Raw genomic sequence first — 15,778 nt, 5'->3', positions numbered from 1 at the left:
GATCATCTCATGGCAACGATGCAATGTGATGTCGTAAGTGTTGGTGAGTCGTTATTCTCTGGCACAGTGACTATGTTGATTGCTAAAGGTGTGGGTGGTGAGTTAGGTATTATGCCAAGTCACGCTCCACTGGTAACTTTGCTAAAACCTGGTCCAATACGTGTTGTGCTTGAAAATGGTACAGAAGAAGTAATATATGTGTCAGGTGGTGTACTTGAAGTGCAGCCTCATGTAGTTACTGTACTTGCTGATACTGCTGTACGTGCAGAAAACTTAGATGAAGTCGCAATTGTAGAAGCACGTAAACATGCTGAACAATTATTAGCGAATCAAAAAAGTGATTTGGACACTGCAGCGGCGCTTGCATCTCTTTCAGAGGTTGCAGGACAGCTCGAAACCATTCGTAAAATGAAGCATCGTGCAAAATAAATTGTTGATGTAGAAAAAGCCACCCTTAAGGGTGGCTTTTTTATTTCTCTTTATTTTATGATAATGCCCATGATATGTATTTAGAAAAAAATAAGAGAATAATATGCCAGATTTAAAATCGATCTACGGTATGAAATATACAGTTTTATCTGAAAGCCAACTTGAAATTATTGAGATTCAAAATCAATTTTGTAGTGCTGTCATTTCGTTACAAGGTGCTCAAATTTTAAAATTTCAGTCTAAAACAAACCAAACTAAAGAGGATTTACTTTGGTTGTCCGAGCTGAATCAGTACAAACCAGGTAAAGCAATTCGTGGCGGTATTCCACTATGTTTTCCTTGGTTTGGTGGACATAAAATAGATTCAACATACCCTGCACATGGTTTTGCTCGTTACCTTCCATGGCAGTTAATTGATGCGATTTATTCAGAAAGTACAGGCCACGAGTTAGTATTCCAATTAAAAGATACAGCCCATACACGCAGTTTATGGAATCATTCATTTCAAATACAAATAAAGATACGTTGTCAGAAGAATTTGACATTACATTTTGAAGTAGTAAATACAGGTGATGCAAGTTTTGAATATGAATTTGCTTGGCACAGCTATTTCCCTACAGATATTGCTTCAGCAAAGATAAAAGGGCTTCGTCATACGGAATATATTGACCAGTTACAAGATATGCAGTGTTTTACACAAGCAGAAGAATATATTGAAATTAAACAAGAAATAGATAGAATTTATTTAAAGACACAAGGAATATTTGAAATCTCTTCGTTACAAAAGCCACTCATCTATGTAGAGAGCGATGCCAGTGGCGCTGTAGTATGGAACCCTTGGATAGATAAAACCCAGCGTTTAGCTGATGTAGATGATCATGCTTGGCAAAAATTTTTATGTTTAGAGTGTGGTCAATTAAAAGGTGCTAGTGTGAAACTAGCACCTCATCAGTCTAAAATATATAAGTTAATGATTTCTCATTAAAATAACCTATTATTTTGCTAATTCAGCATGAATACATTCTAAAAATTCTGGGTCAGTTGCAAGTGTGTCTGGCGAAAAGCGAGCAACAACATCGCCATTTTTGCCAATCACAAATTTTTCAAAGTTCCATAAGACTTCTGGTTCATCTGCCACAGGAATAGATGCACTTTTAAGCTTCTCTGTAAACTCTTTTCCACCTATACGTTGTGGTTGAGCGCTAGTTAGGTATTGATATAACGGATGTTTGTCTTCACCTAATACAGAAACCTTTGCAAATAAAGGAAAATCTACCTGATAATTTAAAGAACAAAATTGTTCAATCTCATCGTTAGATGCAGGTTCTTGTTGTAAAAAGTTATTCGCTGGAAAACCTAATACACTGAGTCCGTGTGACTTGTTATCATGATATAACTTTTGCAGACCCTCATATTGTGGTGTGAGACCACATTTAGATGCTGTATTTACGACTACAAGTACTTGACCTTGATAACTTTTTAAGTCGCTATCTTGTCCTTTAATATTTTGAACAGGAATATCATAAATCTTCGCCATTGTATTACCCTTTCATTGAGATCACATGAATCAAATATCTTACTTTATTATTATGGTGATTACACATGCGCTTTAATGTAGAGGCTATGTAAATTGTGTGATGTTCGATATTTAAATTAAAAAATGAAACTACTTTTATGGCTATATCTCTGAAATTACAAAAATAATGACATGAATGTGTCATAAAATTAAGTTTTAATACCATTTTAATTTTTATAAATATCAATATAGGGGTAAGTATCTCATGATACATAAGAAAAAAGTACTTTCCACACTCATGGCACTGGTGAGCTGTTCAGTATTATCAATTACAACATATGCAGATAATCGTGATTTAATTGCACCTCAAGTAAAAGGTGATGTTACTCAATTTTCAGGTGCAACGCGTTTAAAAGAAGAGCGTAGCCAAGCATTAAAAGCTGCAATTAATAACCGTCATGTTAAAAATATCATTTTAATTATTGGTGATGGCACAAGCGATTCTGAAATTACCAGTGCACGTAACTATATTAAAGGTGCAAGTGGTTATTTCCCTGGTATAGATGCCTTACCGTTCACAGGTAGTTATACAACATACGCTTTAAATAAAGATAAAAGTATTGAATATGTGACAGATTCCGCCGCTTCTGCTTCTGCGTGGGCAACAGGTGTTAAAACATATAATGGTGCCCTAGGTGTAGATATTTATGATAAACCACAAACATCTATTTTAGCTTTGGCAAAAAAAGCAGGCTATGCAACTGGTAATGTCACAACCTCTGAACTACAAGATGCAACACCTGCTGCACTTGTGTCACATGTACCAAAACGCAAATGTTATTCACCATCATCTACAACTAAGCTATGTCCAAAAGAGGCTTTAGAAAATGGTGGTTTGGGTTCAATTTCTGAACAGTTATTAGATGCGCGTGCTGATGTTACTTTTGGTGGGGGTATGAAATCCTTCCAAGAGAAAGCAACTGCAGGGAAGTTTCAGGGTAAAACTTTATTAGAGCAGGCTCAAACTGAAAACTATCAGGTGGTTACAGATAAATCAGAGCTAGATAAAATCACTATAGCAAATCAAAAACAGCCCGTACTTGGTTTATTTGCATCAGGTAATTTAGCAGTGAGATGGTTGGGTCCCGAAGCAGTACATGGGGGTAATGAAAAAGTAGCAGAGCGTTGCCAACCGAATCCAGAGTATAAAGCGTCTACGCCTAGCTTAAAAGAAATGACGGATAAAGCGATTAATCTACTAAAAATGAATCCAAAGGGTTTTTTCCTACAAGTTGAAAGTGCATCTATTGATAAACGTAACCATGAAGCAGATGCATGTGGTCAAATTGGTGAAACGTTGGCTTTAGACGAAGCGGTTCAATCGGCATTGGCTTTTGCTAAAACAAACCCAGATACGCTTATTATTTTAACGGGAGATCATGCGCATACGAGCCAAATTGTACCGCTAGATTCACCAAGCCCTGGTAAAACAGTGAAGTTGTTGACTCAAGATAATGCGCCAATGGTTCTAAACTATGCAACATCTGATAAAGGTAGCCAAGAGCATACGGGTTCACAAGTCCGTGTTGCTGCGTATGGCCCGAGAGCTGCAAATATTGTTGGTCTAACTGACCAAACAGATTTATTCTTTATTATGAAAGACGCGCTTAAAATTAAATAGTCGTTATATATTTAAGGACTTGTCAAACATCTACCCTGTTTGACAAGTCCTTTGTTATTTAGATTTAAAATGAAAATTAATTCATAATTTAAAATATTTAGTGATCTCAAGAGAAAATTATCTAATAAATGAGATGTAATCATATAAATTGTTATAAAATGTTATAAAATGTTTTAAATTGTTATAATATGCCAACCATTGGGTAGATCATTGGGGCTATATTTAATGTTCATATGTGACATGTATGTATAAAATATTTTCAAATGATTAAATAAAAAGCGTTATTTTTCGTGATGTATAGCGAAGCATGCTTTTAATAATTTTATATCTTCTGGAGGTTTATGTCAGATGCCTCTAAGTATAAGGAGTTTTATAAATGACATTTTTAAAAAACACGTTGCGATGCTCAATATTTATGTGTTGCACATTTGGTTTAGTCGGTGTAGTACATGCAGCAGATACTCTACAAAAAATAAAAACAAGCGGTAAAATGACTATTGGCTATTCTGAATCTTCAGAACCTGTGTCATATGCAATCAATGGTAAGCCTTTAGGATATGCAATTGATACATGTGATGATATTGCGACTGAAATTAAAAAAGAATTACAGTTACCTAACTTAAAAGTAGAATATAAAAAGGTGAGTGCAGAACAGCGTATTCCAGAAGTACAATCAGGAAATATTGATTTAGTCTGTGACACCACCACAAACACCAAAGATCGTCAAAAAGAAGTAGGTTTTTCTATTAACTATTTTGCTGCTGAAGTGCGTTTTGCAGTGAAGAAAGATGCTGCTATTAAAGACATTCAAGATTTAAATGGTAAATCTGTGTCTACAACAAAAGGTACAACGTCTGAAAAACATATTTTACAAGCTAAAAAACTAAAAAATATTGAAATTACAACTGTTTATGGAAAAAATCATGCGGAAGCATTTGCAATGCTTGAGTCTGGCCGAGTTGTCGCTTTTGTACAAAATGAAGCAGTGTTGAATAATTTAATTGCTAAGTCTGCTCACCCTAAAGATTATAAGGTGGTGACTACTGGGCAACCTTTTGCAGTAGAACCATATGCCATTATGTTTGCTAAAGATGATACAAAAATAAAAACAGTTGCTGATAAGGTCATTTTAAATATGTGGGATTCTGGAAAAATGGATCATTTGTATAAAAAATGGCTGCAGTCACCAATTCCACCACATAATATTAATTTAAATATGCCACAAAGTCAGATTTTTAAATACTTAAAAACACATCCAAATAGCAGTGGTATTATGTTATAGGTGCCTAAAATTTTACTTTTAGTCACTTAATCTTTATTCAATTTTACATAAAAACCTCTGAATATATGCAATCACTTAGCGCGTATCAGGGGTTTTTATTTGTGTGATATTTTGAATCATATACAATATTTATTTATAGTTTTTAACTATGATAGTCATTGGTTTTTACACTAAAATGAGTACGATATAGATTAAAAATATAGCCTAATAGTATTTAGCTATAGTTGTTTGTATTTTTTTTTATACAATGGTACTTAGACTAATGGTGAGTAAAATGTAGACTGATCGATGTTTTTTGTATAAAAAATCCATATATAGCGAATATATTGGATTGTTAAAGCACAGATTGAATTAAATTAGTTATAGTTTAAAACTATTTTTAAAATGTGAGCTTTTTGCAGATAATGGAATCCATAGTGATTAAGTCGGATATCACTTACCAGTTAACCCTCTGATGTGTATTAACACACATCATTTTCAAGCCCAGCTAACTCATTTTCAGCTGGGCTTTTTTTTATTCACGAATAATCAACCCTGTGCTTGCATCAATAATACGACTTGGTTCAGGAGATAATCCTAATGATCCATCTAAATAAGTGATTTGATCATTAAAATACTGTTTGGCACTTTTTAAACATTTTGCAGGTAAAGCCCCTGCTGGATTAGCACTGGTTGAAACAATAAAGCCACCAAAAGACTCGCACAAAGATTGGCATAATAAATGGTTCGTAACACGTACAGCGACACTATGGTGCTTGCCCGTAATCCATTTTGGAACAGTACTATCAGATGGTAATAACCATGTGGTTGCTTTCGCGTGAGGATTTTGTTTATACCAGCTTGAAATAATCTTTTGTTGAATGTTGCTATTTAAGCTTTTAAATAAATGTTCGACCTGAGCAATTTCACTGGCCAGTAAAATGACCCCCTTTTCAATCGGGCGTTTTTTTAAGGCGAGTAATTGTTGAAAAGCACTTTCATTAAATGGATCACAGCCAAGCCCCCAAACTGCTTCTGTTGGGTAGGCAATCACTTTTCCCGCATGCAAGTCCTCTGTAGCTTGAATAATAGAGACGAGGGTCATGGGCGTTCCTTAGAGAGATGAAGTCGTATGTCTAGAATACAAACCAAACTGCTGTATACAAAGACCTTCTAATTCAAGTTCCATGAGATGTGCAATAAGCATACTGGTTGGTATTTGTATTTTGTTGGAAAGCTCATCAATATCTTGGCCTTGCCATGAGAGTATGTTGTAAGTAGTAACTAAGTGCTCTGCAATATTGACACTGTTGGGAGACTCTTGCTGTATTTCAGATTGTTTAATGTGCCAATGTGTTGGTAAAGCAATATCTTCTAAAATTTGTTCGGGGTGATCAACTAAAGTTGCACCTTCACGAATGAGCTGATGACAACCTTGATATGTGCTGTCATAAATATGCCCAGGTGTTGCAAAAATAAGTTTACCTTGTTCAGCAGCAGCTTTTGCAGTAATTAAAGAGCCACTACCTAAAGACGCTTGTGTCACCAATACAGCTAGGCTGAGACCACTTACAATTCGATTACGGCGAGGAAAATGATATTGCAATGGTGGTGTGAATGGCAAAAACTCGGTAATAACTGTGCCACCATGTTTAATAATATTCGATCTGAGTAAATGGTTGGTTTTAGGGTAGGTGTTATCTATGCCTGTTCCCATGACAGCAATGGTTCTACAATGTTTTAATGCTGCATCATGTGCTGCTTGATCTATACCATTTGCAAGCCCACTGGTAATTGTAAAGCCTGCTTCTGCTAAAAAATATGCAAAATCATAACTGATTTGAAGCCCTGCTTTAGATGCTTTACGACTGCCTACAATTGAAATTTGCGGTGCGTTTAATAGTTCAATATTACCTTGCCCAAATAGGATGGGTGGATGATCTGAGTAATGTAGAAGTTGCTTGGGATACTGTGGATCTAATGGTGTGCAAACAAAATCACATTCGCGACAAATCAAATCTATCAAACTTTGAAAATGTCGTTGTTGCTCAGGTTGTTTGAAGTTTTTAGCACGTTCAATATGAGTTTTATGTATTTTTAGTGTTGACCACGTAGAAAGAGACTTCTGATGAAGTACAGATTCTAGGTCACCGAAATGATCTAGAAGTTTATGGTAACTCGCCAAAGAATGCTGGACGAGATACCATAAGGTAATCACTTGACATTGGTGTGTAGAGAGTTGGGTAGACATAAATCGATCTTAATTACTCAGGCGCTTGTATTTTAGCACCGAGTTGAATTGGGATACGACTTTCTAAAATATACCCATAGCTGACTTGGTTAAATGTTCTAAAGATCATAAGTTGACCCACTTTTTCAGTTGGTAACTGCACAACACGTTTGTCTAAATCGCTATAAGTCACAGCATTTTGTGTAATATCGAAAACCTGACCAACTTCAACCCCTTGAGCGCTTCCTTGATCAATCGTTACAACGCTATGTTTAGCTGCATTGGATACTGCACCAGCAATACGAATAATATTGCCACTACTAATTGATGCGGGTGTTGGTGTGAAAAGCCCTGGTAGACTATTCGTCTGCTCTGGCAGTACTAAGTCTTTTTGCTTTACTTCTTCATTATAGCTTTTAGTCAGCTCAAGGGTTGCAATACCTTTTTGAACGTCTGTCACAATTCCCGAAGCTGTTTGAACTAATTCAGTTCCTGCATTTACTGTTGTTTTATCTTGGCGGCGCAAAATGTAAGGTTGCATGGTTTTATACACTGCGTAACGCTGACCAACATCTAACCCTTGTCCAGACACATAGACTTTTTGTCCAATAGCAGATGCTAAGCGGCCATTTTCAGCCCCAATAACATAAGGAGTGCTTTTAATCGAGGTTGCAGGAATAATTGTCGCGTGATTCAACCAAACTTGAATGTTTTTCAAAGGAATGAGTGGAATAGAATCAGGCAGTGACTGCACGCGTATTCTAGGGAGTATTTCAGCAGTTTGTAGACCAGATGCACGAGAAATAACACCTGTACAGCCATCGCCTTCATCTTTACCAATGAGTGTATTCTTTTGGTCTTTACAGATTAAAATACGATCATTCGGATAAATTAAATTGGGGTTTTTGATATAACTATTCTTTACCCAAATTTGTGGCCATAGCCAAGGTTTTTGTAAAAACAAACCTGCAATATGCCATAAAGTATCCCCCTTTTTAACCACATATACATTTGGCGCTGCTGTATTCAACTGAACAGGTGCTGCAATGCTCGCATTTGATGTCAGAACTAGGCTGCTTAAAACTAAAGATGAAACCAATGTTTTTGCAGTCATGTTTTGAATCAGTTGCTTCTTTTTATATTGAAAAACTGCCCCAATATGATCAAATTTTTTTTTCATCTGTGTAATGCTCAAAACGATAGTGGTGAGATTCAGTTATAATAGCTAAAATTATGGTTAATATTCTAGCAATAAACGATTTATTGTGATGATTTATACAAATTTAAGGAGGGCATATGGCCTTACTACCAATTCTTAGCTTTCCAGACCCACGTTTACGCATTATTGCCAAGCCAGTAGAGCAAGTAACGGCAGATATTCGAACGTTGGCGCAAGACATGTTTGATACTATGTATGATGCACCGGGTATTGGCCTTGCTGCAACGCAAATAGACCAGCACATTCAGCTGATTGTCATGGATTTATCTGAAAATAAAGACCAACCGATGGTATTTATTAATCCAAAAGTTACGCCGTTGACTGATGAAATGCAACAATATGAAGAAGGTTGTTTATCTATTCCGCAAGTGTATGACAAAGTGGAGCGTCCAGCACGTGTGCGCATAGAATACACTGACCTAGACGGTCAACATATAGATGTTGAAGCAGAAGGTTTACTTGCTGTTTGTATTCAACATGAAATGGATCATTTAAATGGTAAATTATTTGTCGATTATTTGTCTCCATTAAAACGTCAACGTGCACGTGAAAAAGTGGAAAAATATGTGCGTCAGTGCGAAAAAAAGGGCTCTAGTAAAGCCTAAGTACTTAGCAATAGCCGTATGGTCTCTAAAATCTAATCTTGTATTAGAGGCCATTTAAAACTTAGACAGTAACAACCTTGTCAGAACAATGAAACGTCAAAATAAAACCTTAATAATAGATATTGCTTTATTAAATAATAATCATTAACATTATCTTTTTTATTACAGTAATGTTGCACTTTGGGTATTCGAAAGCAGTTTTATAGCATACAGCCAGTTGCAATATTTTTAGTTTGCCTCATTACGCACATATTTTTCATATACTTAATATTTATTGAAAGTATTTTTTTGGCAAAAATAAAACCTGTATCTACATCTAGTGCGTATGCATCATCGCATCGTATCCAAGTGAAGTGGCAATCTGAGCCCGATCGTGTATCTGCTCAAGCACCTGCTGTATCTGTAAACCCAATACAAGTGAATTCATCGTCAAAAATACAGCACGCTGTTAAGCAACAAAAACGGATACCTACACCTGAAAAAAATATCACAGCTGTTGTTCCTGTTGTAGAAAAGCAACGGACTAACCCGCAGTCAATCCCTGCAAACAGTACTCATTCAGCGAAGACCCATTCAACAGTGCTTGCTGAAAGCGCAATAGCTACCTCACAAACACAGCAGCTGCATGAACATGAAACTGTCTCAACGCAAAGTACAGCAGTACAAGCACCAATAACAGAAAAAATAGTGCAATCCGTTTCAACATCAGAAAGTGACATACAAGCGATTAGTCGCAGAGTGAATTACCCAAGTCGTGCACGTGCCTTGGGGGTAGAGGGGCGTGTCAAAGTGCAATTTGATATCTCTGAAAATGGTGCAGTAAGAAATATTCAGATTATTGAAGAAACGCCTAAAGGTGTTTTTGTCAATGGTTTGATGCAAGACATGGCACGCTGGCGTTATCGCGTTGTATATGTAGTAAAAAACCAAGTCGTTCATATTGTCTTTCGTTTAGACGGGCGAGTGGTGGTTGAAAATCAATAAATGGTTATTTTTGTCAGTAGGGGAATGAGCATACACATGAATAGACGCATATATACCTTTTTCGTTTTTTGCGCATTGGTCAATGCCGCATATGCCGAAGAGAAATTGAATACAGCAGAAGAAGATACGATTGTTGTTCGATCGACACCCACCAGCCAAAGTATGGGTACACAAATTATTACAGCGGCACAAATTGCAAAAATGCCCACACGTAATGGTTCTGTGACTGAGTTACTCAAAAATAATCCCAATGTGCAGTTTTCAAATCAAGCTGACAATGGCAATACACCGGGTGAATTACAGCCCGAAAATGTGTCATTCCATGGTGAAAAGTTCTATCAAAATAGCTATTTAATTGATGGCCTATCAAACAATAATACCATTAACCCCGGGGCAAATAATGGTGAATTAACAACAACACCCGATGGTTATTCACCAACTGATTTGCCTGCGGGAGGTACGCAAAGCTTTTGGATTAATTCTGAATTAATTGCTTCAGCAGAAGTGTTTGATTCAAATATTTCTGCCAAATATGGCGGTTTTACAGGGGGGGTGGTTGATGCCAAACTGAAAGATCCTGATTTAAATAAACCTTCTGGCCGTATTTCTTTTCGTACCACCAACGATCATTTAACTGAATATCATGTCGATGATCGTATTAGTGAAGCATTTGAGCAAGCATCAAACTTATATTATCAGCCTAAGTTTAATAAAAAATTCTACACTGCCACTATTAATCAGCCACTCTCTGATCAAGCTGGTCTTATTTTTTCATATAACCGTCAAGAATCTGATATTCCTTTTTATCACAGTGGGTTGGGAAAGTGGGAAGATCAAAATAGAAGCTCTGAAACCTATTTACTGAAAGGCAGTTATTTACTCACCAATGGTGACACGTTGCGTGCAACTGCAATGTATTCACCACATGAATCTACTTACATTAAAAAAGACATACAGGATGGAGCATTTACAAATACGGGTGGGGGATATCGCTTTAACTTCGAATGGGAGCATTTAGCACACTGGGGTAAAGTGAATAGCTTAATTGGCTATCAATTTGAAGAAAATGATATTCAACATGCTGCAGACTATTATGCTCGTTGGTATAGTCGTTATCTTAATACAGCATCTAAAGCCATAAACTGGAATTCAACAGAAGTGTCTAAAGTAGGTACAGCTTTTGGTGAATATGGGGGGTATGGGCATTTTGCCACTAAAAAAGGTAGCTTAACAGCGAAACAGGACTATCAACTCAATCCAATGCAGTGGGGACAAATTCAGCATCAAATTGACTTGGGGTTGGATGTAAACAACTATAGCGCTCGCTATCAGCGTTTTAATGATGTTGTGGTCAGCCGTGGGACACCAACGTGGAGCACAGCAACAGTATGCCAATCTGGTGATGTATTGTGTATTGATGGTGAGCAATATTTTAAAAGCCGAACGTTATACCCTGCACGTGTAGTGAAAGGAAATTACACCAACTATGCAGGATATTTACAAGACAGCATGTTGTGGAAAAATTTAGAAGTCACAGCAGGTGTGCGTTTATCTTACGATGACTATTTGAGTAATCTAAATATCTCACCACGATTATCTGGTTCTTTAGATGTATTTGGTGATCACACAACACGTTTATTTGCAGGCGCAAACCGTTATCATGCACAAAGCCTCTTGGCATATAAATTACGTCAAGGCATTAGCGAATATTATGTTCAAACACGTACGAGCGCCAGTAGTGCATGGACCACAGGTTCACTCACTAAAGCATCATATGATTATGATATTTCAAATCTGAAAACACCGTATAGCGATGAATTAAATTTAGGTATTGCACAGCGTATTGCAGATACAATTTGGACATTAAAATATGTCAATCGACAAGGCCGTGATCAATTTGGGCGTGGCAGTACAACAGCTAGCGATGGGCAAAAATATTATTACTTGACTAATGATGGTAAAACTAAAGGCAATACAGTATCTCTCACCATTGAACCAATCAGTCCATATCAATTTAAATATGTCGATTTAACATGGAACTTTGCTGCAAACTACAGCAACAATAAATCAAGTTCACAGACTTACTACGATGTGAGCAATACTGATGAAAATATGGTGGTATTTGACAATAAACTTATGCAACGCGGTGATATGGATGCATTAAATTACAATACGCCGTGGAACGCATTTTTTAACATTGATATGACGGTACCTCGTTGGAATTTTAACTGGACACAACGTCTTGGTTATACATCTGGTTATAAATCATATTCAACATCAACCCTCAGCTGTGACGGCACAGGAGGTGTGTGTGGAAGCTATGTTGGAAATGCAACGCTCTATACGCCTGTAAAATATAAAAACTATGTCTCTTATGACTGGCGTTTTAGTTATACCAAACCGATGTTTAAAAACCAAAGTCTTGAGCTGACGTTAGATGTGATGAATGTCTTTAATACCGCAATAGAAAGTTATAAATCAACGACTTTAAATAGCGCAATCACCTATAAAACAGGTCGTCAAATTTGGCTAGGTGCGGCTTGGAATTGGTAACCCTTTAAATTGTCAAAAAAGCCGATGAAAATCGTAATTTCATCGGCTTTTATATTCACAGAAATATAAAGAGATTAAAAAATATGTTGAAACCTTTGCCATATATTACAGCAGTTGTTGTACTGGTTTTAAGCACAGTGAACCATGCGAGTCTAACTCCACAAAGTCCACTGCCAAAAATGAGTACAGGTACGCTTGAAAATGGGCTTCGCTATACTATTGTGCCACTGACGAATCAGGGAAATCGTATAGATATACGCTTACAAGTCAATGCAGGTGCATTAGAGCAAACCCCAGAACAAAATGGTGTGGCACATATGGTTGAACACATGGTATTTCACCATAGTACCTTATTAAATATGGGCGTTGCTAAATACTTACAACAACAGGGTTGGCAAAGAGGGAAGCATTATAACGCTGTGACCAACCATGAACGCACCATGTTTATGATGAGCCCACCGAATGGAAAAGCATCACTTGATTTAAGTTTGAAAGCACTGAGCGAAATGGCCTATGCCAGTCAATTTAATCAACAAGAGCTTGACCAAGAACGTGCGATTATTCTTGAAGAATGGCGAGGTAAACTCGGTGTTGCTGATCGTATGAATGAACAACGTATGCAAGCCATTCGTAAAGATTCGCTCTATACAGAGCGCTCAGTGATTGGTACAGAGCAATCCATTAAAAACATGCCACTTGTACAGTTACAGCAGTTCTATCACACATGGTATATCCCTCAAAACATGCAAATTTTAGTCATGGGAGATGTCAATTTCGAGCAGGTTCGAGTGAAAATTAAACAGTACTTTGCGGTGGGATCTACAAAAAAACCTGCTGAAAAACCAAGTTATGATGTTGCACTGAAAAAACAACTCAGAATTGTGCAACTACAAGACAGTGAAAGTGGAAGTAGTCAAATTTCATATATTTATCGTTTTACAGATCATTTAGCCAAAGAAAATAATTTACGAGGTTTACGTCAACGACTATTACAACAAATTGCGTTAGATGTTCTAACACAACAAGTCAGACAACAAGCCAAAGCACTATCTGGTCCGATCAGTAATTTAGTGGTTAGAAAATCAGATATTGGACCGAACAGTTTTGCCGTGGGTATTTTTGCAGATGTTGTGCCTCAAGAGCATCAACAGGCGTTGCCAATCTTACTCGAGGAAATTGCGCGCTTACAGCAAAATCAATTTCCAGATTCACTTATCGCTAATATTAAACAAGACATACGAAATACTGCAGAAAATATGCTAAAACAGCCTGAACAGCGAGAGTTTTCTGACTGGGTTCGAAAAATTGTACCTTTATGGCAACAAAACCAAGACTATTTAGGTAGTGTTTATATTGGTCAACAGGCTTTGCAACTTCTACCAAGCATTACTTCTCAAGAAGTAAACCAGAAAATACAGATATGGCTTCAATCACCAGACCAACTTTTACAATACAGCGCACCGGGTATGACCCATTTGACATTGCCACAAGTGGATGACGTTTTACAATTACAACAACATTACCAGCAACAACCGTTAGTATTTACAAGCCCTAACACAAGTGTTACCCCACAACTCACCATCAAAACCTACCATGGGAACATCCAAACACAAAGTAAAGATGAACAGTTACCATCTAGCCAAGTATGGACGTTAAGTAATGGTGACCGTATTGTTTGGCTCAAGACAGATCTAGCAAAAGACAAAGTCTATTTCACAGCACAATCAAATGCTGGTTTTTTACGTCAAGACTTAAATCCATGGCAAGCACAAATTACGACACAACTTTTATCACAAACAGGGCCAGAACAATGGCAGCCTGAGCAATTCCAAGCATGGAAAAAACAGTACAACACACAATTTTCAATCGAACAGCAACCCCAACAACTCATATTTTCAGGGCAAGCTGCCGCAAATCACATTAAACCATTACTACAAATATATACTGCAACACAGCAAAATCTCTTATTTAATGAACAAGCACTCACTTCAAGTGCAAGTACACTTATGCGTAAAAAAGCGTTAGCGCATACGTCTGTTTCAGCAAAAAAAAATCAAGATATTCAGCAGCTCAGATTTGAGCAACATATGGTTGAGCCGAGTTTAGATGAACTAAAGCAGTTGAAACCCAGTGCTTTAACGCAGCAGTGGAATAAAATGCGTATAGCACCTGTAACATTTTATATTTTAACAGCCCAAGACCCACAAAATTATCAGGCAGACATAGAAAGATACCTTGCGGGAATTGAACGCCAAAAAAATGCTGTACAAACGCCGTATCCAATACAAAAGCATGGCGTACTAAAAAAAGTGGCTGCAATTAATATTGAACCTCGCGCTGAGATTAAAGCGTGGAGTCAAAGCCAACAGATATGGAAGCCAGAAATAGCAATGCAAATCAGTATTGTGCGAAATTTGGCAGATAAATATCTTAAACAAGCACTCAGAGACCAAATGCAGGGCATTTATCGTATGAGAGTCAACAGTGAGCTTGACGATAAAAATAACCTGATAAAAACCGACATCAGTTTTACCACAGCACCGGAGCGAGCAGATGAGCTTTGGCAACAAACTTTAATGACGCTAAAGCAACTGCCTCATTTGATTAGTCAACAAGATATTCAAGAACAAATCAAAACCTTTCAAGACAGTGAAAAAATGAAAGCAGTTGATATCAATACCTTACAAAAGAGATTGATTTTAAGTCATGAGCATTTTGAAAATGGTCATTATGTTGAACAAGCGAGTCAGCTGACCCAATATATTGATGAAAATACTATTCGACACTTGGCCGAACAAATATTTAATCAACAAAACTATGCTTTATATATCACAACCCCTCAGATAGAAGATTCAAAAAGCCAAAAAGGGCTTGCATATACGCATGAATAAATAATTAACATCATATTTATTTCAATTTATATGTAAAAATGCCTAATAATTATTCATGCGAGGTTAAATCGAGTAAAAACCGAGCACCTGAATGAGATAATTAAAGAAAGGTATTGCGTTAGGAGATTATTGATCTATAATGCGTATCCATCGGCGGTGCTGTTGAGAGAAACTTCTTGATAAACAATGGCTTAGTTGATTGGTTTGGGGTTTAGGTCTTGAATTGATTGGTTAAGGGGGTTTAGTTGGGTAGTGAAAAAAACTTTCAAAAAGCATTTGACAAACTTTGGAAACGGAGTAGAATGGCCGACCTAGCTTACTGATGACGAATCAGTTAGACGATCATTAATAGAATTGAAGAACAACTTGTGTGGATTTTTACTAAGTTTTATCACTGATATGAAATAAA

At 36.9% G+C, this 15,778-nt stretch carries 12 protein-coding genes; 8 read left to right on the top strand and 4 right to left on the bottom strand.

The genetic code is table 11. From position 1 onward, the window contains the following. Window positions 1–9 precede the first annotated feature (9 nt). Window positions 10–429: a F0F1 ATP synthase subunit epsilon gene (locus BLS38_RS10935; protein WP_092749535.1), complete on the top strand. Its 420-nt coding sequence runs from the start codon at window positions 10–12 to the stop codon at window positions 427–429. Window positions 430–532: 103 nt separating this feature from the next. Beyond that, window positions 533–1,414: a D-hexose-6-phosphate mutarotase gene (locus BLS38_RS10930; RefSeq protein WP_092749533.1), complete on the top strand. Its 882-nt coding sequence runs from the start codon at window positions 533–535 to the stop codon at window positions 1,412–1,414. Between the two features lie 9 nt (window positions 1,415–1,423). Here the strand turns inward: BLS38_RS10930 and BLS38_RS10925 are convergent, their stop codons facing one another. After that, entirely contained in the window at window positions 1,424–1,966 is a 543-nt protein-coding gene (locus tag BLS38_RS10925) for a glutathione peroxidase (protein WP_092749531.1), read from the bottom strand. 244 nt (window positions 1,967–2,210) lie between these two features. Between BLS38_RS10925 and phoA the strand changes: the two genes are divergently transcribed. Then, window positions 2,211–3,626: an alkaline phosphatase gene (gene phoA / locus BLS38_RS10920; RefSeq protein WP_092749529.1), complete on the top strand. Its 1,416-nt coding sequence runs from the start codon at window positions 2,211–2,213 to the stop codon at window positions 3,624–3,626. Window positions 3,627–4,002: 376 nt separating this feature from the next. Beyond that, the gene (locus BLS38_RS10915) at window positions 4,003–4,908 is read left to right on the top strand and encodes an amino acid ABC transporter substrate-binding protein (protein WP_244518288.1); all 906 of its coding nucleotides are present in this window, start codon (window positions 4,003–4,005) and stop codon (window positions 4,906–4,908) included. A gap of 514 nt (window positions 4,909–5,422) precedes the next feature. On the opposite strand, the gene tsaC is transcribed toward BLS38_RS10915, so the two are convergent. From tsaC to BLS38_RS10900, 3 genes are read right to left on the bottom strand one after another with little or no spacing between them, the layout of a single operon-like run. After that, window positions 5,423–5,992, bottom strand: a complete 570-nt coding sequence (gene tsaC / locus BLS38_RS10910) for an L-threonylcarbamoyladenylate synthase type 1 TsaC (protein ID WP_092749527.1) — start codon at window positions 5,990–5,992, stop codon at window positions 5,423–5,425. A gap of 9 nt (window positions 5,993–6,001) precedes the next feature. Beyond that, entirely contained in the window at window positions 6,002–7,138 is a 1,137-nt protein-coding gene (gene dprA / locus BLS38_RS10905) for a DNA-processing protein DprA (RefSeq protein WP_092749525.1), read from the bottom strand. 13 nt (window positions 7,139–7,151) lie between these two features. After that, entirely contained in the window at window positions 7,152–8,297 is a 1,146-nt protein-coding gene (locus BLS38_RS10900; RefSeq protein WP_092749523.1) for a LysM peptidoglycan-binding domain-containing protein, read from the bottom strand. A gap of 116 nt (window positions 8,298–8,413) precedes the next feature. Here BLS38_RS10900 and def point away from each other — a divergent pair, with 116 nt between their 5' ends. From def to BLS38_RS10880, 4 genes are all read left to right on the top strand, one after another. Further along, a complete protein-coding gene (gene def, locus BLS38_RS10895) occupies window positions 8,414–8,941 on the top strand; it encodes a peptide deformylase (RefSeq protein WP_092749521.1) in 528 nt (175 codons plus the stop codon). A 288-nt stretch (window positions 8,942–9,229) separates the two neighbouring features. Then, entirely contained in the window at window positions 9,230–9,925 is a 696-nt protein-coding gene (locus BLS38_RS10890; protein ID WP_171258577.1) for a TonB family protein, read from the top strand. 36 nt (window positions 9,926–9,961) lie between these two features. Then, a complete protein-coding gene (locus BLS38_RS10885) occupies window positions 9,962–12,478 on the top strand; it encodes a TonB-dependent receptor plug domain-containing protein (protein WP_213030516.1) in 2,517 nt (838 codons plus the stop codon). A gap of 83 nt (window positions 12,479–12,561) precedes the next feature. Continuing rightward, window positions 12,562–15,369 (top strand): M16 family metallopeptidase, encoded by a 2,808-nt coding sequence (locus tag BLS38_RS10880; RefSeq protein WP_092749515.1) that lies wholly within the window; start codon window positions 12,562–12,564, stop codon window positions 15,367–15,369. Window positions 15,370–15,778 lie beyond the last annotated feature (409 nt).

This window comes from Acinetobacter boissieri, assembly GCF_900096955.1.
Classification (GTDB): Bacteria; Pseudomonadota; Gammaproteobacteria; order Pseudomonadales; family Moraxellaceae; genus Acinetobacter; species Acinetobacter boissieri.
This window is presented reverse-complemented; position numbering and strand designations above follow the sequence as displayed.

What these genes read in the sequence shown, in the direction of transcription:
- BLS38_RS10935 (WP_092749535.1), top strand. Translation starts at nt 10, where the DNA reads ATGGCAACGATGCAATGTGATGTCGTAAGTGTTGGTGAGTCGTTATTC.
- BLS38_RS10930 (WP_092749533.1), top strand. Translation starts at nt 533, where the DNA reads ATGCCAGATTTAAAATCGATCTACGGTATGAAATATACAGTTTTATCT.
- BLS38_RS10925 (WP_092749531.1), bottom strand. Translation starts at nt 1,966, where the DNA reads ATGGCGAAGATTTATGATATTCCTGTTCAAAATATTAAAGGACAAGAT.
- phoA (WP_092749529.1), top strand. Translation starts at nt 2,211, where the DNA reads ATGATACATAAGAAAAAAGTACTTTCCACACTCATGGCACTGGTGAGC.
- BLS38_RS10915 (WP_244518288.1), top strand. Translation starts at nt 4,003, where the DNA reads ATGACATTTTTAAAAAACACGTTGCGATGCTCAATATTTATGTGTTGC.
- tsaC (WP_092749527.1), bottom strand. Translation starts at nt 5,992, where the DNA reads ATGACCCTCGTCTCTATTATTCAAGCTACAGAGGACTTGCATGCGGGA.
- dprA (WP_092749525.1), bottom strand. Translation starts at nt 7,138, where the DNA reads ATGTCTACCCAACTCTCTACACACCAATGTCAAGTGATTACCTTATGG.
- BLS38_RS10900 (WP_092749523.1), bottom strand. Translation starts at nt 8,297, where the DNA reads ATGAAAAAAAAATTTGATCATATTGGGGCAGTTTTTCAATATAAAAAG.
- def (WP_092749521.1), top strand. Translation starts at nt 8,414, where the DNA reads ATGGCCTTACTACCAATTCTTAGCTTTCCAGACCCACGTTTACGCATT.
- BLS38_RS10885 (WP_213030516.1), top strand. Translation starts at nt 9,962, where the DNA reads ATGAATAGACGCATATATACCTTTTTCGTTTTTTGCGCATTGGTCAAT.
- BLS38_RS10880 (WP_092749515.1), top strand. Translation starts at nt 12,562, where the DNA reads ATGTTGAAACCTTTGCCATATATTACAGCAGTTGTTGTACTGGTTTTA.